This is a genomic window from Hydrogenophaga sp. BPS33 (genome assembly GCF_009859475.1).
In the GTDB taxonomy this organism is placed as follows: Bacteria; Pseudomonadota; Gammaproteobacteria; order Burkholderiales; family Burkholderiaceae_C; genus Hydrogenophaga.
Genome location: NZ_CP044549.1, coordinates 2237715 through 2263467 on the forward strand (window position 1 = coordinate 2237715; position 25753 = coordinate 2263467).

Annotated in this window: 16 protein-coding genes; 6 read left to right on the plus strand and 10 right to left on the minus strand. The window is 67.4% G+C overall.

The features are described from left to right. Positions 1-5 precede the first annotated feature (5 nt). The 3 genes from parC to F9K07_RS10460 are packed head-to-tail and all read left to right on the plus strand — an operon-like array spanning position 6 to position 3755. Positions 6-2360: a DNA topoisomerase IV subunit A gene (parC, locus tag F9K07_RS10450; RefSeq protein WP_159592506.1), complete on the plus strand. Its 2355-nt coding sequence runs from the start codon at positions 6-8 to the stop codon at positions 2358-2360. A 45-nt stretch (positions 2361-2405) separates the two neighbouring features. Continuing rightward, positions 2406-3512, plus strand: a complete 1107-nt coding sequence (locus tag F9K07_RS10455; RefSeq protein WP_159592509.1) for a DNA glycosylase AlkZ-like family protein — start codon at positions 2406-2408, stop codon at positions 3510-3512. Positions 3513-3572: 60 nt separating this feature from the next. Next, entirely contained in the window at positions 3573-3755 is a 183-nt protein-coding gene (locus F9K07_RS10460; RefSeq protein WP_159592512.1) for a hypothetical protein, read from the plus strand. A 43-nt stretch (positions 3756-3798) separates the two neighbouring features. Here the strand turns inward: F9K07_RS10460 and F9K07_RS10465 are convergent, their stop codons facing one another. The 4 genes from F9K07_RS10465 to F9K07_RS10480 all read right to left on the minus strand — a co-directional run bounded on the left by F9K07_RS10465 (position 3799) and on the right by F9K07_RS10480 (position 11461). Continuing rightward, the gene (locus F9K07_RS10465; protein ID WP_159592515.1) at positions 3799-4269 is read right to left on the minus strand and encodes a RidA family protein; all 471 of its coding nucleotides are present in this window, start codon (positions 4267-4269) and stop codon (positions 3799-3801) included. A gap of 25 nt (positions 4270-4294) precedes the next feature. Beyond that, positions 4295-5266 carry a transglutaminase family protein gene (locus F9K07_RS10470; RefSeq protein ID WP_159592518.1) on the minus strand — a complete coding sequence of 324 codons (972 nt, stop codon included), beginning with the start codon at positions 5264-5266 and terminating at the stop codon, positions 4295-4297. A gap of 2 nt (positions 5267-5268) precedes the next feature. Next, a complete protein-coding gene (locus F9K07_RS10475) occupies positions 5269-7869 on the minus strand; it encodes a circularly permuted type 2 ATP-grasp protein (protein WP_159592521.1) in 2601 nt (866 codons plus the stop codon). An 85-nt stretch (positions 7870-7954) separates the two neighbouring features. Further along, positions 7955-11461 (minus strand): transglutaminase family protein, encoded by a 3507-nt coding sequence (locus F9K07_RS10480; protein WP_159592524.1) that lies wholly within the window; start codon positions 11459-11461, stop codon positions 7955-7957. A 132-nt stretch (positions 11462-11593) separates the two neighbouring features. Here F9K07_RS10480 and F9K07_RS10485 point away from each other — a divergent pair, with 132 nt between their 5' ends. After that, on the plus strand, positions 11594-12613 hold the full coding sequence (locus F9K07_RS10485) for a 3'-5' exonuclease (RefSeq protein ID WP_159592527.1): 1020 nt from the start codon (positions 11594-11596) through the stop codon (positions 12611-12613). Positions 12614-12631: 18 nt separating this feature from the next. Here the strand turns inward: F9K07_RS10485 and F9K07_RS10490 are convergent, their stop codons facing one another. From F9K07_RS10490 to F9K07_RS10505, 4 genes are read right to left on the minus strand one after another with little or no spacing between them, the layout of a single operon-like run. Then, positions 12632-13810, minus strand: a complete 1179-nt coding sequence (locus tag F9K07_RS10490) for an iron-containing alcohol dehydrogenase family protein (protein WP_159592530.1) — start codon at positions 13808-13810, stop codon at positions 12632-12634. Between the two features lie 49 nt (positions 13811-13859). Beyond that, positions 13860-14264 carry a nuclear transport factor 2 family protein gene (locus F9K07_RS10495; RefSeq protein ID WP_159592533.1) on the minus strand — a complete coding sequence of 135 codons (405 nt, stop codon included), beginning with the start codon at positions 14262-14264 and terminating at the stop codon, positions 13860-13862. A 14-nt stretch (positions 14265-14278) separates the two neighbouring features. Beyond that, a complete protein-coding gene (locus F9K07_RS10500) occupies positions 14279-15253 on the minus strand; it encodes a Bug family tripartite tricarboxylate transporter substrate binding protein (protein ID WP_159592536.1) in 975 nt (324 codons plus the stop codon). Positions 15254-15309: 56 nt separating this feature from the next. Further along, positions 15310-17484 (minus strand): acetate--CoA ligase family protein, encoded by a 2175-nt coding sequence (locus F9K07_RS10505; RefSeq protein ID WP_159592539.1) that lies wholly within the window; start codon positions 17482-17484, stop codon positions 15310-15312. A 331-nt stretch (positions 17485-17815) separates the two neighbouring features. Between F9K07_RS10505 and F9K07_RS10510 the strand changes: the two genes are divergently transcribed. Beyond that, positions 17816-20497 carry a hypothetical protein gene (locus tag F9K07_RS10510; protein WP_159592542.1) on the plus strand — a complete coding sequence of 894 codons (2682 nt, stop codon included), beginning with the start codon at positions 17816-17818 and terminating at the stop codon, positions 20495-20497. A 64-nt stretch (positions 20498-20561) separates the two neighbouring features. Here F9K07_RS10510 and F9K07_RS10515 read toward each other — a convergent pair whose 3' ends face one another. Together F9K07_RS10515 and F9K07_RS10520 are read right to left on the minus strand one after the other, a co-directional pair. Further along, complete coding sequence (locus tag F9K07_RS10515) at positions 20562-21062, minus strand: cyanophycin metabolism-associated DUF1854 family protein (protein WP_159592545.1); 501 nt, start codon at positions 21060-21062, stop codon at positions 20562-20564. Further along, entirely contained in the window at positions 21059-23341 is a 2283-nt protein-coding gene (locus F9K07_RS10520) for a cyanophycin metabolism-associated ABC transporter (protein ID WP_159592548.1), read from the minus strand. The genes F9K07_RS10515 and F9K07_RS10520 overlap by 4 nt, the downstream gene beginning before the upstream one ends. Before the next feature lie 165 nt (positions 23342-23506). Between F9K07_RS10520 and F9K07_RS10525 the strand changes: the two genes are divergently transcribed. Continuing rightward, positions 23507-25732, plus strand: a complete 2226-nt coding sequence (locus tag F9K07_RS10525; protein ID WP_159592551.1) for a cyanophycin synthetase — start codon at positions 23507-23509, stop codon at positions 25730-25732. The last annotated feature ends 21 nt before the right edge of the window (positions 25733-25753 follow it).

Below are 25753 nucleotides of genomic sequence, written 5' to 3' on the forward strand. Positions count from 1 at the left end.
CATCCATGTCCGATCTGAACAACCCTGAACTGCCGCTGTCCGCGCCCGACGACGACGGCCTGAACCTGGCGAACTACGCGCAACGCGCCTACCTCGAATACGCCCTCTCGGTGGTGAAGGGCCGTGCCCTGCCCGACGTGTGCGACGGCCAGAAGCCGGTGCAGCGGCGCATTCTGTACAGCATGGACCGCATGGGTCTGGGCTTCAGTGGGCCGAACCGCAACACCGCTGCGCGCCCGGTGAAGAGCGCGCGCGTGGTCGGCGACGTGCTCGGCCGTTTCCACCCCCACGGCGACCAGGCCGCTTACGACGCGCTGGTGCGCATGGCGCAGGACTTCTCCCAGCGCTACCCGCTCATCGATGGCCAGGGCAACTTCGGCTCGCGCGACGGTGACGGCGCGGCGGCCATGCGTTACACCGAAGCGCGCCTGTCCAAGATCACCACCTTGCTGCTCGACGAGATCGACGAAGGCACGGTGGACTTCGTGCCCAACTACGACGGCTCCACGGTCGAGCCCAAGCAGTTGCCGGCGCGCCTGCCGTTCAACTTGCTCAACGGTGCTTCGGGCATTGCCGTGGGCCTGGCCACCGAAATCCCCAGCCACAACCTGCGCGAAGCGGCCGATGCCTGCGTGGCCCTGGTGAAGAACCCCAAGCTCACCGACGAAGAACTGCTCGCCATCCTGCCCGGGCCCGACTACCCCGGTGGTGGCCAGATCATCAGCCCGGCGGGCGACATCGCCGACGCCTACCGCACGGGCCGTGGTAGTCTCAAGGTGCGCGCGCGCTGGAAGATCGAAGACCTCGCGCGCGGCCAGTGGCAACTGGTGGTCAACGAGTTGCCGCCCGGCGTGAGCACGCAGCGCGTGCTCGAAGAAATCGAAGAACTCACCAACCCCAAGGTGAAGGCCGGCAAGAAGGCCCTCACGCAGGAGCAGACGCAACTCAAGGCCAGCATCCTCATGGTGCTCGACGGCGTGCGCGACGAGTCCAGCAAGGACGCGCCGGTGCGCCTGGTGTTCGAGCCCAAGAGCAGCCGCATCGAGCAGCAGGAGCTCATCACCGCGCTGCTGGCGCACACCAGCCTGGAAACCTCGGCGCCGATCAACCTCACCATGATCGGGCTCGACGGCCGGCCGACGCAGAAATCGCTGCGGCAGATGCTCGTGGAGTGGATCGAATTCCGCCAAGGCACCATCACCCGACGCTCGCAGCACCGCCTGACCAAGGTGCTCGACCGCATCCACATCCTCGAAGGCCGGCAGCTGGTGCTGCTCAACATCGACGAGGTGATTCGCATCATCCGCAACAGCGACGAGCCCAAGGCCGCGCTGATCGAACGCTTCAAGCTCAGCGACCGCCAGGCCGAAGACATTCTTGAAATTCGCTTGCGCCAGTTGGCGCGCCTGGAGGCGATCAAGATCGAGCAGGAGTTGAAGGAACTGCGCGAAGAGCAGGGCAAGCTGGAAGACATCCTGGCCAATCCAGGCAGCTTGAAGCGCCTGATGGTGAAAGAGATCGAGGCCGATGCCAAGACCTTCGCCGACGAACGCCGCACGCTGATCCAGGCCGAGAAGAAGGCCGTGGCCGAGATCAAGGTGGTGGACGAACCGGTGACGGTGGTGATTTCCAGCAAGGGTTGGGTGCGCGCGCGCACCGGCCATGGCCACGAGGCCGCCAGCTTCGCCTTCAAGGCCGGTGACGGCCTGTACGGCACCTTCGAATGCCGCACGGTAGACACGCTCATCACCTTTGGTAGCAACGGCCGCGTGTACACGGTGCCCGTGGCGAGCCTGCCCGGCGCGCGCGGAGACGGGCAGCCCATCACCACGCTGATCGAGCTGGAAAGTGGCACGCAGCCGCTGCATTACTTCGCCGGTCCGGCCAACGCTGCCGTGCTGCTCAGCAACAGCGGCGGCTATGGCTTCCTGGCCACGGTAGAGAACATGACCACGCGCCAGCGCGGCGGCAAGACCTTCCTCAACCTGGGCGAGGGCGAGTTGCCCTGCGCCCCTTCGCACGCGGCCTTCGGTTCGGGTGGCGCGCCGCTCGTGCCCGCCACGCACGTGTGCTGCGCGTCCACCGGCGGGCGCATCCTCACCTTCGAAATCGGCGAACTCAAGATGATGGAGAAGGGCGGCCGGGGCCTGATGCTGATCGACCTGGACGCCAAGGACACCTTGGCCGGCGCGGTCGCCTACACGCGCAGCGTGAAGATCGAGGGCATCGGACGCGGCGGCAAGGAGCGCGACGAAACGCTGGAGATCCGCAGCCTGAACAACGCGCGCGCCGCGCGTGGCCGCAAGGGCAAGGCGGCGGACCTGGGCTTCAAGCCCAACCGCATCACGCGGGTGGAGTAGGGAGGGTATCTCGGTCACGCCGGGCTCATTCACACCTCCCAAGCCATGGCTCGGTCTCCCACGCTGAACGAACTGCGCCGCTACGCGATCGCGCGCAGCCTGTTCAAGCCGGTCACGTTGCCGGCCGCGATCCGCCGGCTCGGCTTCGTGCAGGCCGACCCGATGCGCGCGCCGGCCCGTGCGCAAGACCTCATCCTCTTGCAGCGCGTGAACGGCTACCGGGCCGGCGACCTGGAGCGCCGCTATGAGCGCCTGGGGATCGAAGAAGACATCTTCGTCAACTACGGTTTCGTGCCGCGCGGCATGCTGGCCTCGCTGCACCCGCGCACGCCGCGCCGACCCTGGGACGCGGCCACGGAGCAGCAGGCCCGCGAGGTATTGGCCTATGTGCAGGAGCGGGGCACGGTGCACCCGCGCGAGGTCGGCGAAGCCTTTGCGCACCATGGGCGCATCCCGGGGTACTGGGGCGGCGAGCTCAACGCCAGTACCCGCCTGCTGGAACGCATGCACCAGTATGGTTGGTTGCGCGTGCGCCGCCGAGAGGCGGGCACCCGCGTGTACGAAGCCATGGCGCACGCCGAACAGGACGAGAGTCCATCGGCGCGGCGCGCGCGCGCCGAGGCCCTGGTCGACGCCATCGTGGCGCTGTACGCGCCGATCCCCGCACCCAGCCTGGGTTACCTGGTCACCTTGCTGCGCTACGGTGCGGCCCACCTGTCCGGCGAAACCCGTGCGGTCGTGAAGGGCGCTCGCGAGCGCTATGGCCATGCGGTGGTCGACGGCACCACCTGGTTCTGGCCGGCGGATGAAAACCCGGCCTCGCGCCGCCACCAGCCGGGCGAGGGCGTGCGCCTGCTCGCCCCATTCGATCCCGTGGTGTGGGACCGGCGGCGGTTCGAAATGCTGTGGGGCTGGGCGTACCGCTTCGAGGCCTATGTGCCTGCCGCCAAGCGCACCATGGGGCACTATGCCTTGCCGGTGCTGTGGGGCGAAGCGATGGTGGGCTGGGCCAACCTGCGGCTGGAGCGCGGGCAGTTGCGCCACGAACTGGGGTTCGTGGCATCGCGCCCGCGCGATGTTGGTTTTCGCCGCGCGCTGGACGAGGAGTTGGCGCGCTTTGAGATTTTCTTGTCCCGAGAGGCCGCCGCCTGAGCGCAGGTGGTCGGCGCCGGGTGCAGATGTTGTGAACGAAGTGAAGCAGGTGACGTGAAGATGGGCAGCAGCAACGAGTGGGTAGGCATGGTGATCGCGGCGGCGGTGGCCGTCCTGGCGTTTGGCATTTCGCGCTATGTGGTGCGCCGCATCACCCAGCGGCGCGCTGACAAGGCACAAGCCCAGGCGAAGTCCCTGGAAAGCCGGCAGGTGCGCCGTGCCAGGGAGCGCCAGGGGAAGTAGGCGCCGGGCGGCGCCCTCTTCACGGGGCCAACACCCTCAGGCCTTATTCGAGTTCTGCGATCAACTCGATTTCGACGCACGCGCCCATGGGCAGTTGCGCCACACCGAACGCGCTGCGTGCGTGTGCGCCAACCACCGAACCAAAGACTTCGCCGATGAGTTCGCTGCAGCCATTGGTGACCAAGTGCTGTTCGGTGTAGGTGGCGGTCGAGTTGACCAGGCTGAGCACCTTCACGATGCGTTTGACGCTGTCGAGGTCTTTTCCTGCAGCCTGGCAGGCGGCGTTCAGGGTGCCGAGCAGGTCGATGGCCACGGCACGTGCGGCGGGCTTGGCTTCGTCGGTGGTCATGGTCAGGCCGAGTTGGCCGACCCAGGGCTTGCCGTCTTTGCGCGCGATGTGCCCGCTCAGAAAGATCAGGTTGCCGGTCTGCACGAAGGGCACGTAGGCCGCCGCGGGAACGGAGACGGGGGGCAGGGCAATGCCGAGTTCGCTCAGCTTGGTATACACGCTCATGGAAGGCTCCTGAAGAATGAGCGGGTCATTCTATCGATGGGGTGCCCTCGGTCCCCCCGATCGCGTGGAACTCCTGCGGCGGCGCCACCGTCACTGCCACGGCCAGCGTGTGCCGCGCGCCGCTCTGGATCACGCCGCGCATCGGTGAGACATCGGAGAAGTCGCGGCCCGTGGCGAGGCTTACGTAGTCCTCGCCCGGGCTGCCCCAGCCGCAGCGGTTGTTGGTCGGGTCGAAGTCGAACCACGCGCCGCTGGAGCCGCCTTGGGTGGCATCGTCGGGCAATGGCACATACACCGATACCCACGCATGTGATGCGTCGGCGCCGATCAGGCGCGGCTTGCCCGGTGGTGGGCGAGTCAACAAGTAGCCGCTCACGTAGCGCGCAGGCAGGCCAAGCGAACGCAGGCAGCCCAGCATGATGTGGGCGAAGTCCTGGCACACGCCTTTGCCCTGCGCGAGCGCGTCGAGCGCGGGCGTGTTCACCTCGGTGCTGTCGCTCTCGTAGGTGAGCTCGGTGTGGATGCGCTCCATCAGCGCGCGCGCAGCTTCCAGCATGGGCCGCCCGGCTTTGAACGCGGGACGCGCGAAGGCCGCGAAGGCGTCGTCGCGTGGCACATAGGGTGAGGCGAAGAGGAACTCGCTGGCCGGATCGAACGGCGCCTGGGCGCGGTAGCGGAAATGCTCGCGCACGCGTTCCCAGGTCTGGCCGCGCCACGGCGGGCTCTCGGGCAGGGGCCTGGGAGCTTGCGTGTCGACCAGGCTGTCGGCTTCCACCGTCAGCATGTTGTGGCTGGACTGCAGCGAGAAAAAAGTGCGTTCGTTGCCGAAGACGTCGGTGGTCTCGCTGCGCGCGGCGGGTTCGGGGTCGATGCGCAGTTCGTGCGCCAACACGCGCTGCGAGGGCGTGTTCGCCGGTTGCAGGTGCACCATGTGTTGCGCCATGTCGATGTTGCCGTGGTAGCGGTAGCGGGTGCGGTGCAGGATGCGCAGGTGCATGGTCAGGCCCCGAGGCTCTGGTTGCTCTGGTCGGCGTGGCTGAAATGCAGGCGCGAGAGCTCGTCGGACACGGTTCTCGCGGCCACTTCGCAAGCGTCGAGCAGTTGGGCCAGGTCGCTCCAGCGGCGTTGTCCATCGGGGTCGCACTGCCAGTTGCTCAGGTCGGCCAGCCTCCAGGTGGAAGGGTCGGGCAGGTGGCGCACCAGCAGCGCGTCTTGTGGGGCGGCGCTTTGCGACAGCCGCTTCAGGCGCGAGCGCAGTGTGTCGACCACCCAGGTGAGCGAGCGCGGGTTGTCGCGGTCCAGCACCAGCAGTTCGATCAGGGCCACCATGTCGCGCCGCTGCTGATACTGCGCGTGGAAGGTGATGGTGCTGTCGAACAGCGCGACCACCGCTTCGAAACCCGCCGCGTCGTGCACGCAGCCGTCTTCGAGCGCCAGCGCGAGCGCGCGCGACAGGGTGGTGAGGCGCTCGATGTGGCGGCCCATGGAGAGCAGGCGCCAGCCGTCGTCGCGCACCATGCGGTCGGTCTGCGAGCCGGTGATGGCCGCGAGCTGTTCGCTGGCGTGCTGCAATGCCACGATGGCCTCGGCGGTGGCGTATTCGGCGTCGGTCGAGAGCGCCGCGCAGTCGCGCGCGAAGCGTGCCTCGGTGCGCTCGATCAAGCTCCAGTGCTCCTGCGACAGGCGCGCGCGCACCTGGGCCGCGGCCGATTTGAGCGCGCGCAGGTTAAAGCCCACGCTGAAGGATTGCGCGGCCATCGGGTCGCCCTGCGCGGGCGAAAGCGCGGCGATGAGGCTGCGGGCGAACACGCGGGCCGATTGCGTGGCGTCGGGCACGCGCGGCAGCACGAGCGAGTTCTCGCGCGCGGTGTGCGTGAGCCATTCCAGCAGTGCGCGGGACGCGGGCTCTTCGCCGCCCAGGTGGCTGAGCGCGATGTGGGCCAGGCGCACGCTGTTCTCGGCGCGTTCGGTATAGCGGCCGAGCCAGAACAGGTTCTCGGCGGCGCGGCTGGTCACGGCCCTTTTCTGCGGCGCCTGCGCCGGCGTGCCCAGTCCGGAAATCAGCAGGCTGGTGTGGTCCACCGGGTCATCGGTCATGACCCAGCAGTCGGCGCTGCTGCCACCGCGCTGCATGGCGGCGATGAGTTGCCCCCGCGGCGCCAGACGCACCAGACCACCGGGCAGCACGCGCCAGGACTGGGGCCCGTCGGCCATGGCGAACACGCGCAGCATGGCCGAACGCGGCAGCAGCCGTTCGTTGGACCAGGTGGGCGTCTGGGACAAGGGCAACCACGATTGCACGGTGTGCTCGTCGGGGTGGCGCAGCATGCGGCCAGCCCATTCGTCGAGCGCGCGCGGGCTCAGGGCCTGGCCCATGACCGCGTCCATCTCCGTGCTCGGGTAGGTGGACTTGATCACGCTTTCCTTGAGCAGCGGCAGCACCTCGCGCAGCGCCGCGTCCTCGCCGCACCACCAGGTGGCGAGGGACGGCAGGCTCAGTTCCTCGCCCAGCAAGTGGCGGCTGATGGCAGGCAGGAAGCCCAGCAGCGCGTTCGATTCCAGCGGCGCGGAGCCGGGCGCGTTGAGCAGCAGCAGGTTGCCCGCGCGCAGTGCCTGCAAGAGGCCGGGCACGCCCAGGCGCGAGTCCGAGCGCAGTTCCAGCGGGTCGAGCCATTCGTCATCGAGCCGCTTGATCAGCGCGTGCACCGGCTCCAGACCGTGCAGCGTCTTGAGGAACAGGCGTTGGTCGCGCACGGTGAGGTCGTTGCCTTCCACCAGGGTGAGGCCGAGGTAGCGCGCCAGGTAGGCGTGTTCGAAATAGGTTTCGTTGTAGGGCCCGGGCGTGAGCAGTGCGATGCGCGTGTGCTCGCCCGCGGGCGACATGCGCTTGATGCCGTCCATGAGCGCCTGGTAGCTGGCCGAGAGGCGCTGGACCCGCATGCCCGAGAAGGCCTTGGGGAACTGGCGCGAGATCGCGATGCGGTTTTCCAGCAGGTAGCCCAGGCCCGACGGTGTCTGCGTGCGCTGGCCCACCACCCACCAGCGGCCGTCGGGGCCGCGGGCGAGGTCGAAGCCCACGATGTGCAGCCAGGTGTCTCCCATGGGGCGCGTGCCCTGCATGGAGCGCAGGTAGCCCGGGTGGCCTTGCACCAGGGCGGGCGGCAGCAGCGACTGCTTGAGCAACCGGCGTTCGCCGTAGAGGTCGGCCATCACCGCATTGAGCAGGCGTGTGCGCTGTAGCACACCGCTTTCGATTTGTGCCCAGTCCTGCTGGCCGACGATCATGGGGAACAGGTCCAGGGCCCAGGGGCGTTGCAAGCCTTTGGAGGCGTCGGCATAGACGTTGTAGGTCACGCCGTTGTCGCGGATCTGGCGTTGCAGGTTCTCGGCGCGCCGGTTCAGGTCGGCGAAGCCGTCGTTGCCGATGTGTTCGAAGAAGCTGGCCCAGTGCGGTGCGAGCGCCGGGGATGCGGCTGTGCCGCCCGCGCGCAGTTCGTCGAAGTGGCCCGCGTCGGCGGGCACGGAGAGCGACAGTGCCCATTCCCCCGGGGTGCCGGGGCGCAAGGTGTCAAAAAGGGAGTCGTGGGAATCCGGCGTCACGCGTCGAAGTATGCCCGCTGGAACGGGAACGGAGCTCCCCTCTGCACCGAGTCCGTCTCACTCCTGTCCGCATCGCCTTTGCGGGTCATGTTCGCAGGTCCAGGGTGAAAGGGAATTCGCGGCTGTGGCGTGCGGGCGCGACGTCCATGCGCCCGGGCGTGTGCCCCATCTGGAAGAAGCGCGAGAGCCGGCGGCTCTCGGCCTCGTAGGCGTTGATGGGAAATGTGTCGTAGTTGCGCCCGCCCGGGTGGGCCACGTGGTATTGGCAGCCGCCCAGGGAGCGCTGGAGCCAGGTGTCGACGATGTCGAAGGTCAGCGGCGCGTGAGCGGGAATGGAGGGGTGCAGGGCCGATGGCGGGCTCCAGGCCTTGTAGCGCACGCCGGCCACGTATTCGCCCACGGTGCCGGTGCTCTGCAGCGGCAGGGCGCGGCTGTTGCAGGTGATCACATGGCGGCTGTCGTTGAAGCCGCTCACACGCACCTCCACGCGTTCCAGGGACGAGTCCACGTACCGCACGGTCCCGCCGACCATGCCTTCCTCGCCCATGACGTGCCAGGGTTCCAGCGCGTTGCGGATGGTCAGCTCGATGCCGCGCGCCGCGACCTGGCCCACCAGCGGGAAGCGGAATTCGAAGTGCGGTTCGAACCAGGCCATGTCGAAGGCGTAGCCGGCGTCGGCCATGTCGGTGAGAACGTCCTCGAAGTCCATGCGCACGAAGCTGGGCAGCAGGAAGCGGTCGTGCAGTTCGGTGCCCCAGCGTGTGAGCCTGCCGTGCCACGGCTGTTGCCAGAAGCGCGCGATCATGGCGCGCAGCAGGAGCTGCTGCGCGATGCTCATGCGCGCGTGGGGTGGCATTTCGAAAGCGCGCAGCTCCAGCAGGCCCAGACGGCCGGTGGGACCATCGGGCGAGTAGAGCTTGTCGATGCAGAACTCGCTGCGGTGGGTGTTGCCGGTGACGTCGATCAACACGTTGCGCAGCGTGCGGTCCACCATCCAGGGCGGCATGTTTTCGCCATGGGTTTCGCGGTTTTTCCGGATCTGCGCCAGTGCGATTTCCAGCTCGACCAACTGGTCGTTGCGCGCCTCGTCCACGCGCGGGGCCTGGCTGGTCGGGCCGATGAACAGGCCGCTGAACAGGTAGGACAGCGAAGGGTGGTTGTGCCAGTAGGCCAGCAGGCTACCCAGCAGCTCGGGCTTGCGCAGGAACGGCGAGTCCGCAGGCGTGGCGCCGCCGAGCACGAAGTGGTTGCCCCCGCCGGTGCCGGTGTGGCGGCCATCGGTCATGAACTTCTCTGCGCACAGCCGCGTCTGGTGCGCGGCCTCGTAGAGAAATTCGGTGTGCTCGACCAGCTCGCCCCAGTGGTGCGCGGGGTGGATGTTGACCTCGATCACGCCCGGGTCGGGCGTGACCTGCAGCATCTTCAGGCGCGGGTCGCGTGGTGGCGGGTAGCCTTCGAGCACGATGGCCATGCCCAGCTTCTCGGCGGTGGCTTCGACGGCCGAGAGCAGGTCGAGGTAGTCCTCCAGCCGTGCCATGGGCGGCATGAAGATGTAGAGGTGCTGTTTTTTCGCGCCTGCGGCGTGTTCGGCCTTGGGTCCGTTGGCGCGGCTGGGGTCTCGCGCTTCCACGCAGAGCGCCGTGCGCGTGAGCCAGGCGGCGGATTCACCGCGTTGTGGGAAGCGCTGCGCCAGCGCCTGAGCCGGCGTGGCACCTGGCCCGGGTTGACCGGAGCGCAGGCCTTCGATGGTTTCGGCGTCCGGGTCGAAGTCCATGCCTTGCATCGACACCGTGCCGCCTTCGGCGAACCCGCCGCCCACCTGGTGCGGGGCGACCTGGTGTTTCGTCGCCGCGCCGCGCGGCAAGGGGTCGCGCGCGGAGTGCGGGTCCTGCTCGATGTGGTACGGGTAGTCGCCGGCCGAAACCCAGGGCAGCGAGTCCAGCGGCAAGCGATAGCCCATGGGCGAATCGCCGGGCACGAGATACATGCGCTCGTCGCGGAAGAACCAGGGGCCGGTGGACCACACCGTGCCCGCCAGGCGCGGGTAGCCGCTCTTGCCGTTGCTGGAGAGCGCGCCGTTCTGCCCCGAGGCCTGCAGCGGCAGCACATAGCCCACCGTGGCGTCCAGCCCCTGGCCGAACACGCGGCGCAGGCGCGCGCGTTCGAGCTCGTCGTCCAGCTTGCTGTCGAACGGGTCCACGTTCACCGGCAGGCGGCGCTCGCGCCAGAGGTAGTACCAGGTGTCCTCGTAGCCCGGCGTGATGTACTGCGTGGACAGGCCGAGCTTGCGCGCCAGGGCCTGCGCGAAGCGGCGCGCGTCGTCGCTCGTGTAGTGGGCCTCGTCGCGCTCGTCTGCGAGCAGTGCGGGGTTGTGCCAGACCGTGTCGCCATCGGCGCGCCAGAACATCGAGAGCGCCCAGCGCGGCAACTGCTCGCCCGGGTACCACTTGCCCTGACCCATGTGCACGAAACCGCCCGCGCCGTACTGCTCGCGCAAGCGCCCCAGCAGCTCGGTGGCGTAGCCGCGCTTGGTGGGGCCCAGCGCATCGGTGTTCCATTCGGGCGCGTCGCGGTCGCCAGTGGCCACATAGGTCGGCTCGCCACCCATGGTCAGGCGCACGTCGTGTTGTTCCAGATCGGCGTCCACCTTCTCGCCCAGGGCCAGCACGCCGGCCCACTGCGCGTCCGTGTAGGGCGCGGTCACGCGCGGCGACTCGTACACCCGCGTGACGCCCATGTGGTGGCTGAAGCTCACCTCGCATTTGTCCATCCCGCCTTCGACCGGCGCGGCGCTGGAGGGCTGCGGCGTGCAGGCCAGCGGAATGTGGCCTTCGCCCGCGAGCAGGCCCGAGGTCGGGTCCAGCCCGATCCAGCCGGCGCCCGGCAGGAACACTTCGCACCAGGCGTGCAGATCGGTGAAGTCGCGTTCCGGACCGCTGGGGCCGTCGACCGATTTCACGTCGGGCGCGAGCTGGATCAGGTAGCCCGAGACAAAACGCGCGGCCAGCCCCATGTGGCGCAGGATCTGCACCAGCAGCCAGCCGCTGTCGCGGCAGGAGCCGCTCCTGAGCCGGAGCGTGTCTTCCGGCGTCTGCACGCCGGGCTCCATGCGGATGGTGTAGGCAATGTCGCGCTGCAGGCGCTGGTTGATGTCGACCAGGAAGTCGATGGTGCAGCGCTCCTGGCGGTCCACGCCATCCACGTAGGCCTGCAGCAGTGGCGTGAGCGGCGCGGTGGCGAGGTAGGGCGCCAGTTCCTGTTTTTGCGCGGCGGCATAGGCGAAGGGGAAGTTCTCGGCCGAGGGTTCGAGGAAGAAGTCGAACGGGTTGTGCACCGCCATCTCCACCACGAGGTCGATGGTCACCTTGAACTCGGTGGTGGGTTCGGGGAAGACCAGGCGCGCCTGGTAGTTGGCGAACGGGTCTTGCTGCCAGTTGATGAAGTGCTCCCCCGGCTCGATGCGCTGCGAGTACGACAGCACCTTGGCGCGGCTGTGCGGTGCGGGCCGCAAGCGGACCACCTGGGGACCCAGCTTGACCGGGCGGTCGTAGCGGTAGTGGGTGATGTGGCTCAGGGCAACGTGGATGGCCATGCGGAGGTCTTTCCAGAAGAGCGGTGGCAGAGAAATGCGATTCGCGGTCCGCGTCCATGCTAGCAAGACTCGCACCACGGTGGCTCTCCATTGGTTTCACCGACGGCATGCCCACTGCGGTAGGCTCCACGCATGGACCAGTTCAGTTTCGAGTTCGACGCCCCCGCCGCGCCGGCACCTTTGCCTCCTTTGCCGCCTCCGCCGCCCCCAGCCACGACCCTTGCGGCCCCATCGCCGACGCTGGAGGAGATGGCGCAACGCCTGGAGGCCGATGGGAATTTTCGCGTCCTTCGCCGCCTGGTGCCCTGCACCGACTACGGCCCTGGCGCCGCCCAGGAATCCCAACGCGTGCTGGTGCTCGACACCGAAACCACCGGCCTTTCACACCAGGCCGACAAGATCATCGAACTCGCCATGCTCCTCGTGAGTGTGGACCTCGGCACCGGCACGCCTTTTGGTCCGGTGGCGCTTTTCGAAGGCTTTGAAGACCCGGGCATGCCCATTCCCGCCATCGCGAAGGAAGTGACCGGTATCAGCGACGACATGGTCCGGGGGCATCGCCTGGACGACGCGCAGGTCCAGGCCCTGGTGGCCCAGGCCGACCTGATCGTGGCGCACAACGCGGCGTTCGACCGGCCTTTCGTGGAAGCGCGCTTCCCGTGTTTTGCCGAGAAGGCGTGGGCCTGCTCGTTCGCCGACATCGACTGGAAGGCGGCGGGCGCGGAATCGGCCAAGCTGAGCGCGCTGGCGCAGAACCACGGCTGGTTCTACGACGCACACCGCGCCCAGGTGGACTGCCATGCCTTGCTGCAGGTGCTGGCCCGCCCGTTCGGCCCCGGCCCGCTCACGGGTCTGAGCCACTTGATCGCCGCGGCCGCCCAACCCAGCTTCAAACTGCGCGCCACCGGCTCGCCCTTCGAGTCCAAGGATCTGTTGAAGAGCCGGGGCTACCGCTGGGACGGCGAAACCAAGGTCTGGTTCTGCACGCTGCCCAGCCAGGAGCGCCTGGACGCGGAGCTGGACTGGCTCAGGACGGAGGTCTATGGCGGGCGGCGCAACGCGCGGGTGGAGGTGGAGGCTCTGGACAGTCTGGCGCGGTATTCGGCGAGATCGGGTGTCGTGGCGCCGCGAGCGTTGCACGATCCGCGATGAGCCGCTGTCAAGCGGACATCACCAGGCCGACTCGAGCAGTTCCCTCACCTCCGGCTCAGACGCCAGGCGCGGGTTGAAATAGAGCCCGCGGTCGGACATGGCACCGCGAGCCAAGGCCGGCACGAGCGCCCGGTCCAGCCCCGCCTCGCCCAGGCCGCGCGGCACGCCGATCTGGCGCTGCAATGCTTGCACGGCCGCAATCGCGGCATCGGCCGCCTCCAGTGGCGTCTTTCCCGCCACCTCCACGCCCATGGCCTGCGCTGCCAGCGCCAGGGGCTCTGCCGCCACCTCGCGGTTGAAGCGCATGGCATGCGGCAGCATGACCGCGTTGGCCGTTCCGTGCGAAAGCCCGCCCAGCGAACCCAGGCCGTGGCAGATGCCGTGGTGGATGCCCACGCGCGCGTTGCTGATGACCAGTCCGCTCAGGTAGGCGCCGACCAGCGCCTGTTCTCGCGCGGCCAGGTTGGCGGGATCGGCCACGACGCGCGGCAGCGCCTGCCGCAGGTAGCGGATGCCCTGCAGCGCGAGGCCCTCCGAGATCGGATTGCGCACGCGCGAGTACATGCCTTCGATGCAATGCGCCAGGGCGTTCATGCCCGTGGTCGCGAACAGGGCGGCCGGGACGTCGACCGTGGCCAGGGCATCGAGCACGATCAGGCGCGGCACCACGCCAGGGTCCCAGAAGACCAGCTTGTGGCCGTGTTCGTCGCGCACGCCCAAGCCGGGGGTCACTTCCGCCGCCGACAGCGTGGTGGGCACCGCGATGATCGGCAGCTTGGGTGCGGCCAGCACTTTCTGCACGTAGTGGTCCGGGGGGTGGAATACGTTGGCGTGGTCCGCCAGCGTGCCGCCTTCGGCCAGCAGGATGGCGGCGCCCTTGGCGCTGTCCGACGCGCTGCCGCCGCCCACCGCGACGAAACCGTCGACGCCCAACGCGCGCGCTTTCGCGGCCATCGCCGTCACGTCGGCCACACCCGAATGCTGCGGGATGCCGGTCCACTCGTGCGCGACCGCATCGCCCAGCGCCGCCCGGACGGCCGCCATGGCCCGGCCTTGCGCCGTGCGTGTGCCGCTGACCAGCATCACGCGCCGCATGCCGAGGGTGCGTGCCTCCTCGGCCAGCGTCTCGATGGCGCCCGGTCGGCACAACAGTTTGCTGGGTGAGAAGCTGAGTTGAAAGCCGGGGGGCAACTGCATGGGAATGGTGTCTCTTGATGTGAAGGGTGGATCGGCTGGACTGGGAGGTTCAAGTGCCTGGTGCGGGCAGGCTGGTGGCGTGGTAGTGCGCCATCTGCCAGCGTCCGTCGCGCAGCACCCAGGTGCTCATCACGCGGCTGCGCGCTTCGCGGGCCTGGCCTTTGATCTCGAAGCGCGCATGGGACACGCCATCCAGCAGCGCTACATCGCCGAACAGCCGCACGCGCGTGTCCTCGCGGCGGATGCCGAGGAGGCGCGCGCGCCCCGCGCGCACGCCCTGGAGATAGGTTTTTTTGCTGTCGACGAAGGCGTTGCCGTGGACATAGACCAGTTCGTCGGCGTGCGCACGTTCCAGGGCCGCGAGGTCGGCCTCAACGAGCGCGCGCATGCGCGCGTCGTCGGCCGCCTCGATCGCGGCGCCATCCACGGCCGGCAAGGAGGAGGTGGGATGCATGAACGCCGTCTCCTTCATTCGGGTTGCACGCCCGCTTCCTTGGCGAATTTCGCCCACATCGCCATTTCTTCGCGGATGCGCGCGTGGATCTGTGCGGGGGTGTTGATGAGCACGTCGCCGCTCAGCTTCTGCAAGCGCTCGCGGAACTCCGGCTTGTTCAGCACCCGCGTCAGGGCGGACTGGAGTTTGGTGGTCACGTCGGGAGGCAGACCCGCCGGGGCCCCCATGCCCATCCAGGAGGTGAGCGCCACGCCAGGCAATTGCTCGGCGATCGTGGGCACCTGCGGCGCGCCGGGCTGCCGCTTTTCGGATGCCGCGCCGAGCACGCGCATCTTGCCGCCCGCGGCTTGCGCCATGGCAATTTCCATGGGCAGGAAGGCGGCCTGCAACTGCCCGCCGATGAGGTCGGTGATGACCTGCCCCGGCGCCTTGTAGGGAACCTCGGTCAGCTGCACCTTCGACGCCGTCTGCAGCATGTGCACCAGCACGCGCGAACTCGACGAGTAATGCGACATGGTGAGCTTGCCCGGGTTCGCCCGCGCCCAGGCCACCAGATCGTTCACCGACTGGAACGGTTGCTGTGCGGGCACCACCAGCATCCAGGGCAAGGAGGCGAACAGGCCGATGTGGGTGAAATTCTTCAACGGGTCGTAGCCCGGGTTCTTGACCAGGCTCATCACCGCCGCGTGGGTGCCGTTGGAAGTGAGGCCCAGGGTGTAGCCGTCGGGCGCGCTCTCGGCGACCGTGCGCGTGCCGACCACACCCGAGGCGCCCGGCCGGTTCTCGACATAGACGCTGCCGCCCAGTTCGGGCCCCAGCATGTCGGCCACGAGCCGCATGATGTTGTCGCCCGACCCGCCCGCGGGGTAGGGGTAGATGAAGCGGATCGGCTTGTTCGGGTAGTCCTGCGCGTGTGCGCCCGCCCATGGGAAGAGGCCGGCGAACAACAGCGCGAACAGCAGTGGGAGCAAGGAAAGTCTCTTGGTCATGTCTGTCTCCTGGTGGTGGATATCGAACGCCTGTCGAAACGGCTCGCCGTGGTGCATCAACCGGGTGCGCGCACGATCAACGCATCCACCGCTGCCATGCGCGAGCCTTCGCAGATCAGCGGGTTGATGTCGAGTTCCGCGACCAGATCGGCCTGGTCTGCCATGAATTCCGAGACGCGCACGGCCACGTCGGCCAACCGCTCGCGGTCGACCGGCGGCAGGCCCCGAAAACCCTCCAGGGCGGACTGCGCGGACAGGCGCGCCAGCAACGCGTGGGCCTGCGCTTGGGTGACCGGTGCCAGGTCGACCGCGGTGTCACGCAACACCTCGACCCACACGCCGCCCAGGCCGACGACCACGAGAGCGCCGAACTGCGCGTCGATGCGCCCGCCCATGACCAGCTCCAGGCCCCGGGCGAACATGGGCTGCACGAGCACACCGTCAACCTGTATCGGTCTGCCGGCCGGCGCATGGCGCTGGGCGTTGGCCATGACCTCGTCGAAGGCCGCGCGCACGGCGGGCGCGTCGCGCAAGTTCAGGCGCACGACCCCGGCCTCGGTCTTGTGCGGCAGATCGGCCGACTCGACCTTGAGCACCACCGGGTAGCCGAAGTCCTGCGCCGCTGCCACCGCGTCGTCGGCGGTTTGCACCAGCCGGTCGGGCACGAGCGGAATGCCGTAGTGGGCCAGCACCGCCTTGGAGCGGCGCTCGCCGAGTGCGGTGCCGGCAGGTGTTTGCAGCAACAGCGCGCGCGCCGCTTCGCGTGCGAACGCCGTACTGACGCGGGTGGCGGCCTGGTCCATCCGGGCACGCCGATCCCCGCGCCGGTGCCATGCCGCGAGGGTCGCGAAGCAGCGGTCCATCGAGCGGAACAGGGCGATGTTCGGCGTCTCTTGCGTCTCGCGCGCACCCGGTCCGTCCAGCCAGGGCGAGAGCCACACGTTGCAGGCCATCTTCTGGTGGCGGGCCGCGGCCTCGCCCAGCACGCGGCTGCGTTCGGCCACCTTGCTGGACGACCAGTTGGTGGTCATCATCACCGCGCCGAAGGTCGGGTCGGACATCAGCGCCTCGGCGCAGGCCGGGAACGCGCCCGGTTCGGTCAGCATCTGCGCCGTCATGTCGAACGGATTGCGCGCCGAGCCGTAGTCGGGAATGTGTGCAGCCACGATGGCTTGCACCGCCGGTTGCGGCTGTGGCAGGTCCACGCCGTGGACTTCGGCCTTGTCGGCCGACATCACCGTGCAGCCGCCCGAGGTGTTGAGCGCGGCGACGCCACGGGCGCGCGGTGCCACCGCCTTGAGGAAGAACTGCGCGGCCTCGACCAGCGACTCGAAATCGTTCACCGCCACCACACCGTAGCGCTCGAAGGCGGCGCGGTAGGCGGCGTTGGCACCGGCCATCGAGCCGGTGTGCGACACGGCGGCCTGCGCGCCCAGTGCGCCCGTGGCCATCTTGTAGATCACGAGCGGCTTGTCGGCGCGCCAGGCGCGTTCCATGGCGTCGATCAGGCGGCGCGCGTTGGTCATGCCCTCGAACACGCTCACGATCAAGCCGCAGTCCGGTTCGTCGGCCAGGTAGGCGATCAGGTCGGCCACGTCGACGTCGCAACAGTTGCCCGCGCTCAACACCAGGCCCACGGGCGAGCCCTGCTCGACCACCTGCGAAAGCGAGTTGGCCATGGCGCCGGACTGGCTGGCGATGCCGATCCAGCGCCCGGGCAGCGGGCGCGGTGCGGGGTACGGCGCGAACGAGACCACCGCGCGCGACACGTAGTTGACGATGCCCAGGCAGTTCGGGCCTGCGATGCGCATGCCGCTGCGTGCCGCGATCTCGCCCAGCCGCGCTTGCATCGCGATGCGCTCGGGCCGGGCGGTCTCGGCGTAGCCGGCGGCGTACACGATGCAGGCGCCCACGCCCGCCTCGGCGCATTCGAGGACCAATGCCTCGACTGCGTCGCGGCCAGCGGCGATCACCACGCAGTCGGGCACCTCGGGAAGGGCTGCGATGCTGGGGTGGCAGACCCGTGCGGTGATCTGGGTGTGGCGCGGGTTCACCAGATGGACCGCGCCGGTGAATTCGCGCAGGTGGCTCAAGGTGGTCCAGCCAAAGCTCTCCTCGCGCGAGGAGATGCCTGCGATGGCGATGCTGCGCGGTGCGATCAGGGGCCGCAGTTCGCCGTGTGCGTAAGCGGCATCGCGCGGCGGTGCGAGGGCGCCTACCCGGCTATCCATGGGCCACCTCGCGCCCTTCAGAAACGGTCGACATGCTGCACCCGGCCATCACGGACTCCTCGTCAAGGTGGGGACGATTGTGGAGAGCCGCGCGACGTGCATGACCAGATGTGCACGCACATTTCACGGATGCGAAGGCGCGCGATCCGATTGAGGGTTTTCCCGAGCGTCGATGCCACCGCTGGGCCGCCGTGGCGGCAGCCCGCTGCAACGCGCCGAACCCCCAGGAACCGAACCTTGGCGGGGGTTACTGAAATTTTGCCTCCCGGTGGGGACCACCTTCCACCTCCTCTGTCGCGGAACCCGGATCTGCATCCACCAAGGAAACCCTATGTCCAAGCCCACCACATTGAATCGCTCTGCGCCGCACAGCGCACCGCTCAAACACCAGGACATTGAGCCTCCCCAAAAGCCGTCGTTTTTCCAGCGCATTGCCGAGAAATTGCCTGCTGCGCAGAAGCGCGCACGGCAGGCGGAGGAGTCCCACCACTCGGAGGCAGAAGGCCAAGTGGACAAGCTCCTCTTGGCAGTCGAGAAAAACGATGTGGCGGCTGCTCAGTTGGCCAGTGTCCAACTGGATAGCAAGTTGGTCGCGCTCAAATATCAGGGCACCAAGCGCGATCTGTCCCCGACGCAATTGCGGAACAACTGCTTTCTCAACATGGTCGGTGCCAAGAGCCCGACCGATCTTCGCAAGCTGCTGGACAAGTTGGAGAGTTTCCAAACCGCGGACTTGAAGACCGCTGGCCTGCGGGAGTCGACCATGCACCTTGCCTTCCTGGTGAAGTCCGAAATCTTGCACCGCGAGATGGTCAAGTTCATGGAGGAAGGCGCACTTTTTTCTGGCGACGAGAGCGGATTGTCTGTGGGCCAGAAGGAAAGCTTGTCCACGTTGCGCAAGCTGGCACCTGAACTGCAGCAAGAAGCGGTCTTCTTTGCCCAGTTGGGAAAAGGTGAAGCATTGAATGCACGGTTTTCAAGAAAAGCGCTCGACAGATTTGTGGTGGAACTCAGCGGGTTGGGTGCAAAGACGGGTCGACGCTTCGAAAAAGCAACTCCAGTTGGTAAACAGGTGCAGCGAATTGACAGGAAAGCGTTCGGCGCAGCGGCGGAACACAAAGCCAAGCTGGAGCTTGAAGCCAAGAGCCGCCTGGAGCTGGGAAATCTGGTCACCGCCATACGAGGCGCAGATGAAGCAACGGCCTCCTTGGCAGGGACCCGATTGAATCTCGCGTTGGCATCGATCCACGAGAAACATTCGAGCCTGGGTCAGTCGGAGCTTCAGCTTCGCGGTAGGCTTCTGCTCGAGACGGTGACGGCCATGCAAGACAGGGATCTCGACGACCTCTTGGCCTCGATCGAAGGCATGCAGCCAGAGTTTGACTTCACGGGGCTGAAGGGTTGGCTCGAGCATCTCGCCGTTTCGGCCCGTGCAGAAATACTGCGCCGCGGATTGGACGTCCTTGCGAAGGAGGGCGTGCGGTATGGACAGCAGGACGCGCCGGACTTCCAGAAACTGGATGGCATCCAGCGGCAAGACGTGATCGCGTTGGCCAAGATCGCTGCACCGCTGAAAACACAGATGCGTCCCTATGCGGATCCGCAGACGAACGTTGTGGTTGGAGCGAATCTCGGCCTTGACGCGCTGGACAGGATCGTGGCTCAGTTGGGTGCCCACTTGGGCATGGTAAATAACATGGCCAGCAAGGAGATTGAGGATCTCGTGGTTGCGTTGAAGAACGGAGAGGAGGACGTTGCGGAACTGGCCAGCCTCATGCTGGACGGGGTAGCGGCTCCTGCTCACAACCCAGGTGTTCAAAGCACCGTGGAGCTCAGACATCCTCATCTGCTCAGTTGGGTCGCTGCTTGCGATCTGGACGATCTCCTTGAACTCGACGAGCTGCTGGATCCGAACTCGTTGAGCACCTTTTCTCCAGCACTGGCCGATGTGGCGACGCATTTGGCCGTATTGGCCAAGTCTGAAATTTTGTACCGTTGGATCGAGTTGGATGCCATTGAACTGAGTCAGTCGACTGAAATTTCCAGGTTGCCCGGCATTGCGTCGGATGTGCAAAGCATGGGAGGCCCTTATTTGACCGGCGAAGCGCTGGGCGAGGTTCAGGACATTTCTTCCGATCTCGGCGGTTACGTTGAACGTCAAAACGCTGTTGCCGACTTCATCCAGAGCTTGCAGAAGGACGACACGGTGCGTGCTCAACGCATCGGCAACGAGATCACGCAGTCGATCGGTGGCGTCGTGGCCGCGGGCAGTGGTGCATCCGATGTGCAACTCCGCGGCGCACTTCTGCTGCAAGCGGCGAGATCCATGAAAGCGGTGGATCTCTATCTTCTGGAACCCAAGCTGGCGAGCCATCTGGCGAAGTCGCCTTCTCCCTCATTGCGAGAAGTGATCGAGCATCTGTCCCTGGCGGTCCGCGCTGAAATGTTGCGCCGCGCCATGGAGGACTTCGCAAAGAGAAGGGTGTTCTTTGGAGAGCCTCTCCAGGCGAACTGGACGGGTTTGAGCAACACGGAACGGGTACAGATCGTCGCGTTGTCTCAAGCCTCACGCCGTCTGCTGCAGGACGCGGGCAACTACGTCGATCCGGGCACGGGGGAGGTGGCCGGGGCGGGCATTGCGAAGACCGAGTTGGAACACATCGCCTCATTGCTTGAGAGCCAGGCGGGGGAGCGCACGGCGAGAAGTCTGCTCACGGCTTTGACCGATGCGGATTTCCCGGCTGTCCAGAAATTCGGCAATGAGATGGATGCGTTGGTTGGCCGCAGTGGTCACAATACTTCCGCCGGTCGATCCGCCGTCCAATTGCGGGGGGAATGGTTGTCAGCGGTGACCCGTTCGCTCGATTCGACGGAGCTTGTGAGTTTGCGCGATTCGCTGGTGCCGGTTCTGGAAGCCAGCCTCGATCCGCCCTTGGCAGATCTGCTTGCGCAAGTCTATTTTGCGATGGCGTCTGAACTCCGTGTACGGGGGGTTGATGCGTTTCCTGGTTAGAGCGTGAATTTCAGGGTGGCGCAAGATTGCCCCTCGGGTCCCGCAAGACTGCGGGGCGAATCTCTCAAAGAAACCGATCCAGCAACCGCCGCGAGTGCGCATCCAGTGCACCGCGGTCGCGCACCGCAAAGCTCACGCCGTGGCTGCTCTGGATCAGCAGCGCATTGCCGTCCAGGCGGCGAATGTCGTCCTCGCTGCGCAGCACGAAGCTGGTAGACCCCCGGTCGGTGGTGACCTTCCAGGTGCTGGGCGTGGCGAAGGTGGAAGCCGAATCGATGCGCTGGATCACCGGCGTGAACTCGCGTTGAGCCAGTTCTTCTTCCAGCCATTGGCGCAGTTCGGCGGGCAGCGCCGACAGGCGCTCCACCCACACCAGTTCGTGGCCATCGCTGCCCACCAGAGACAGGCCTTCGTCGGGCGCGCCGATGGGGAAGGCGCGCACGGGCACCACGCCCACGTGCTCCACACCGGCCTCGTCGGTGAAGACCAGGCGGCCAAAAGCGTTGCGCTGCAAGCGCCAGGCGGGCGCGGCCGAGGGGGAGGGTGTGGTGGTCGTCGTGTTCATGCGTCGTCGTCCCCGTTGGTGTCGCCGTCGAGCAGCGCGGCGGCTTCCTGCTCCTTGCGTGCCTGTGCTTCGTACAGGCGCCAGTAGGCGCCGCGCAGTCCCATCAGCTCGTCGTGCGGGCCGATCTCCACCACCTGGCCACGGTCCATCACCACCAGGCGGTCGGCCTTGCGCAAGGTCGAGAGGCGGTGTGCGATGGCGATGGTGGTGCGGCCTTGCACCAGGTTGTCCAGCGCCTTCTGGATTTCCTTTTCGGTCTCGGTGTCCACCGACGAGGTGGCTTCGTCCAGGATCAGGATGCGCGGGTCGATCAGCAGTGCGCGTGCGATGCTGATGCGCTGGCGTTCGCCGCCGGAGAGGCCCTGGCCGCGTTCGCCCACCAGCGAGTCGTAACCCTGCGGCAGGCGCAGGATGAATTCGTGCGCGTGCGCCGCGCGCGCGGCGGCCACGATGTCGGCGCGCGTGGCGCCGGGTTTGCCATAGGCGATGTTCTCGGCGATGGTGCCGAAGAACAGGAAGGGCTCTTGCAGCACCAGGCCGATGTGGCGGCGGAAGTCGGCCACGGCGACGCGGCGCACGTCGGTGCCGTCGATGCGGATCGCGCCTTCGCTCACGTCGTAGAAACGGCACAGCAGGTTCACCAGCGTGCTCTTGCCCGATCCGCTGTGGCCGACCAGGCCGATCATCTCGCCGGGGCGGATGTCCAGGCTCAGGTCGCGGATCACCGTGCGGCTGCCGTAGCGAAAGCTCACGCCTTCGATTTGCAGGCCGCCTTGCACTTGCTGGAGCGCCACCGGTTGCGCCGGGTCGGGCACGTTGGAGACATGGTCGAGGATGTCGAAGATGCGCTTGGCGCCTGACGCCGCCTTCTGCGTGACGGAGACGATGCGGCTCATGGAGTCGAGCCGCCCGTAGAAGCGCCCGATGTAGGCGATGAAGGCGGTCAGCACCCCCACCGTGATGTTGTTCTGGCTTACCAGCCAGATGCCGAAGGCCCACACCACCAGCAGGCCGACCTCGGTGAGCAGGGTGACCGTGGGCGTGAACAGCGACCAGGTCTTGTTGATGCGGTCGTTGACCACCAGGTTGTGCTCGTTGGCGCCCTTGAAGCGCTTGGCCTCGCGCCCTTCCTGCGCAAAGGCCTTGACCACGCGGATGCCGGGAATGGTGTCGGCCAGCACGTTGGTGACCTCGCCCCAGACACGGTCGATTTTCTCGAAGCCGGTGCGCAGCCGGTCGCGCACGAGGTGGATCAGCCAGGCAATGAAGGGCAGGGGGACCAGCGTGGCCAGCGCCAGCCAGGGGTTGATGGAAAAAAGGATGACCGCCGTCATGGTGATCATCAGCACGTCGGTGATGAAATCGAGCGCGTGCAGCGACAGGAACACGCTGATGCGGTCGGTTTCGCTGCCGATGCGCGCGATCAGGTCGCCGGTGCGTTTGCTGCCGAAGTAGTCGAGCGAGAGTTCGAGCAGGTGGTCGAACGTGGTGGTGCGCAGGTCCGCGCTGATGCGCTCGGAGACCAGCGCGAGCAGCCAGGTGCGCGCCCAGCCCAGGCCCCAGGCCAGCAGGGCCGAGCCGAGCAGGCCGCCCAGTAGCATCAACACCAGCGTGGTGTCGATCGCCTGGCCGTTCTGGAACGGGATCAGCACCCGGTCCATCAGGGGGATGGTCAGGTAGGGCGGCACCAGCGTGGCGGCGGTGGAAGCCAGGGTGAGCAGGAAGCCGGTGAGCAGCGTCCAGCGGTAGGGGTGCGCGAAGCGCCACAGGCGCAAGAGCACCCAGGTGGAGGGCGCGGGCGCCTGGCCGTCGAGTGTGCAGGCCGGGCATTCGTCGCTCTCGGGCGGCAGGATCGCCTGGCATTGGGGGCAGACGCGCGTGCCGTCGTCGGGCGCCTGCTCGGTGTTTTGTTCGCGCTGCGCCATCACGCGCTGGAACTGCTCGACCAGGCGCGCGGCCCGGTTGTGCTGCGCCATCGTGAAACGCCAGACCGCCAGGCGCTGGTGGACGTCGCACAGCTCCAGCTGGCCCACGCCGGCGTGGTCGCTCAGGCGCAGTTCCATACCCGAGGACAGGGGCCAGACCTTGTCACCGACTGTGAGGTTTTGACGGCTTAACAACAGCGTTTCGTTACCGAACGTTAAATCGCTGTTCAAGTCCAGCGGTAACGAGGTGACAGCGCTATCATCGCCCCCCAGCTGGGTTGATGCGGGCCGCTGGGCGTCCTGTGCAGGGTCGGCTGCGGGGGCTGAGGAATCAGCTGGAAAGCGTGAAAGCATGGTGAAGATGACAACGTGGCGTCGACCGCGAAGAGCGGCATGCTCCCACAGGGGAGCTTTGCATTCTCACCGATGTCGGGTCCGCAAACGTTGATGGCATTGAAGTTCTTGTGAAGCTTGGCCGGTGCTGCACCCGGTCGCCCAACCCTGCGTCCCCTCGGAGACATGAGCCCGAAACACGACATCCGTCTGCTACGCATCAACTACCTGCGCGGCCCCAATATCTGGACCTACCGTTCCGTCCTCGAAGTCTGGCTGGATCTGGGGGATCTGGAGGATTTCCCTTCCAACAAACTGCCCGGCCTCACCGACCGGTTGATCGCCTGGCTGCCCGCCCTGGTCGAGCACCACTGCGGCGTGGGCGAGCGTGGCGGCTTCATCGAGCGCTTGCGCGAAGGCACCTGGGCCGGACACATTCTTGAGCACGTCGTCATCGAACTGCTCAACCTCGCGGGCATGCCCACCGGCTTTGGCCAGACGCGCGAGACCTCGAACCGGGGCGTCTACCGCATGGTGTTCCGCGCGCGCGACGAAGCGGTGGCGCGTGCCGCGCTCGCCGAAGCGCATGCCTTGTTGATCGCGGCCATCCGCCACGGCGATGGCGCTCCCGCGTTCGACGTGGCCGCCGCGGTGGCGCGCCTGGTCGAGCAGATCGACGACAGTTACCTCGGGCCCAGCACCGCGTCCATCGTCTCGGCCGCGACGGACCGGGGCATTCCGCACCTGCGCCTGAACGAGGGCAACCTGGTGCAGCTGGGGCATGGCCGCCGCCAACGCCGCATCTGGACGGCCGAGACCGACCGCACCAGCGCCATTGCCGGCAACATCGCGCACGACAAGGACCTGACCAAAAGCCTGTTGGCCTCCTGCGGCGTGCCGGTGCCCGAAGGCCAGGTGGTCGAGAGTCCCGAAGCGGCCTGGGAGGCCGCGCAAGAGATCGGCCTGCCGGTGGTGGTCAAGCCGTCGGATGCGAATCACGGCCGGGGCGTGAGCCTGGACCTCTCCGAGCGCGCGGACATCGAGAAAGCCTTTACCGTGGCCGATGCCGAGGGCAGCGAGGTCATCGTCGAGCGCTACATTCTGGGCGACGAGCACCGCCTGCTGGTGGTGGGCGGTCGCGTGGTGGCGGCCGCGCGCGGCGAAAGCTTGTCGGTGCTGGGCGACGGCCGCTCCACCGTCGAGCAACTGATCGACAGCCAGCTCAACAGCGACCCGCGCCGGGGCGAGGCCGAGGAATACCCGTTGGAGACCATTCACCTGGACCGCGAACCCGTGATGCGCCTGCTGCTGGAGCGCCAGGGCCTGTCGGGCGAGGCGGTGCCCGTGGCGGGCCGGCGCGTGATGGTGCAGCGCAACGGAAACGTGGCGATCGACTGCACGGACGACGTGCACCCGGAGGTGGCGCATGCCGCCACACTGGCCGCGCGCATCGTCGGCCTGGATGTGGCCGGCATCGACCTGGTGGTGCAGGACATCCGCCGCCCGCTGCAGGCGCAGGGCGGTGCCGTGGTCGAGGTGAACGCCGGCCCCGGCCTGCTCATGCACCTCAAGCCCGCCACCGGCCTGGCGCGCCCGGTGGGGCGTGCCATCGTGGACCATTTGTTCGACGACGGCGGCAACGGCCGCGTGCCCATCGTGGGTGTGGCCGGTTCCAACCATGGCAACGCCATCGCACGCCTGGTGGGCTGGCTGCTGCACTTGAGTGGCCACAAGGTCGGCCTGGCTTGCCAGGACGGCCTGTTCCTCTGCAACCGCCGGGTCGACGCGCGTCCCAGTGCGCACTGGGATGCCGGCCACCGCCTGCTGATGAACCGGGAGGTCGACGCGGTCGTGCTGGAGAACGGCGCGGCCGTCATCCTCGACGACGGCCTGGCCTACGACCGCTGCGCCGTGGGCGTGGTGACCGATCTCGACCACGTGCGGGGGCTGGAACGCCACGACGTGCACAACACCGACCAGCTCTACCGCGTGCTGCGCACCCAGGTGGATGTGGTGCTGCCCGACGGCGTGGCCGTGCTCAACGCCGACGACGCGCGCGTGGCGCAGATGGCCGACCTGTGCGATGGCGACGTGATCCTGTACGGACTGGATGCCGGGTCCCCCGCGCTGCAAGCGCACCGCGCCAGCGGGCGGCGCACCGTCTCGGTCTCGGGTGAGGCTCTCGTGCTGGCCCAGGGCGCGCACAAGGCGCACCGTGTGCGGCTGGACGCGCCGGTGGTGCAAGGCCTGGTGGCCTCGCTGGGCCTGCACACGCTGATGGCCGTGGCCGCCGCCGCGTGGGCGCTGGACGTGTCGCCGGAGCTCATGGCCGCGGGGATCGAGACCTCGGGTCTTCTCACCGCACCTGCCGTCCCGATCAAAGAGTCTGTTGCTTCCAGCACGGCGCGCTGAGCGGCCCTGCACCCGTTCCTC

Bases quoted from the DNA above. Each gene is read 5' to 3' on its own strand.
- F9K07_RS10510 (WP_159592542.1), top strand. From the start codon at position 17,816: ATGTCCAAGCCCACCACATTGAATCGCTCTGCGCCGCACAGCGCACCG.
- F9K07_RS10500 (WP_159592536.1), bottom strand. From the start codon at position 15,253: ATGACCAAGAGACTTTCCTTGCTCCCACTGCTGTTCGCGCTGTTGTTC.
- F9K07_RS10525 (WP_159592551.1), top strand. From the start codon at position 23,507: ATGAGCCCGAAACACGACATCCGTCTGCTACGCATCAACTACCTGCGC.
- F9K07_RS10495 (WP_159592533.1), bottom strand. From the start codon at position 14,264: ATGCATCCCACCTCCTCCTTGCCGGCCGTGGATGGCGCCGCGATCGAG.
- F9K07_RS10490 (WP_159592530.1), bottom strand. From the start codon at position 13,810: ATGCAGTTGCCCCCCGGCTTTCAACTCAGCTTCTCACCCAGCAAACTG.
- F9K07_RS10465 (WP_159592515.1), bottom strand. From the start codon at position 4,269: ATGAGCGTGTATACCAAGCTGAGCGAACTCGGCATTGCCCTGCCCCCC.
- F9K07_RS10515 (WP_159592545.1), bottom strand. From the start codon at position 21,062: ATGAACACGACGACCACCACACCCTCCCCCTCGGCCGCGCCCGCCTGG.
- F9K07_RS10455 (WP_159592509.1), top strand. From the start codon at position 2,406: ATGGCTCGGTCTCCCACGCTGAACGAACTGCGCCGCTACGCGATCGCG.
- F9K07_RS10505 (WP_159592539.1), bottom strand. From the start codon at position 17,484: ATGGATAGCCGGGTAGGCGCCCTCGCACCGCCGCGCGATGCCGCTTAC.
- parC (WP_159592506.1), top strand. From the start codon at position 6: ATGTCCGATCTGAACAACCCTGAACTGCCGCTGTCCGCGCCCGACGAC.
- F9K07_RS10485 (WP_159592527.1), top strand. From the start codon at position 11,594: ATGGACCAGTTCAGTTTCGAGTTCGACGCCCCCGCCGCGCCGGCACCT.
- F9K07_RS10470 (WP_159592518.1), bottom strand. From the start codon at position 5,266: ATGCACCTGCGCATCCTGCACCGCACCCGCTACCGCTACCACGGCAAC.
- F9K07_RS10520 (WP_159592548.1), bottom strand. From the start codon at position 23,341: ATGCTTTCACGCTTTCCAGCTGATTCCTCAGCCCCCGCAGCCGACCCT.
- F9K07_RS10460 (WP_159592512.1), top strand. From the start codon at position 3,573: ATGGGCAGCAGCAACGAGTGGGTAGGCATGGTGATCGCGGCGGCGGTG.
- F9K07_RS10480 (WP_159592524.1), bottom strand. From the start codon at position 11,461: ATGGCCATCCACGTTGCCCTGAGCCACATCACCCACTACCGCTACGAC.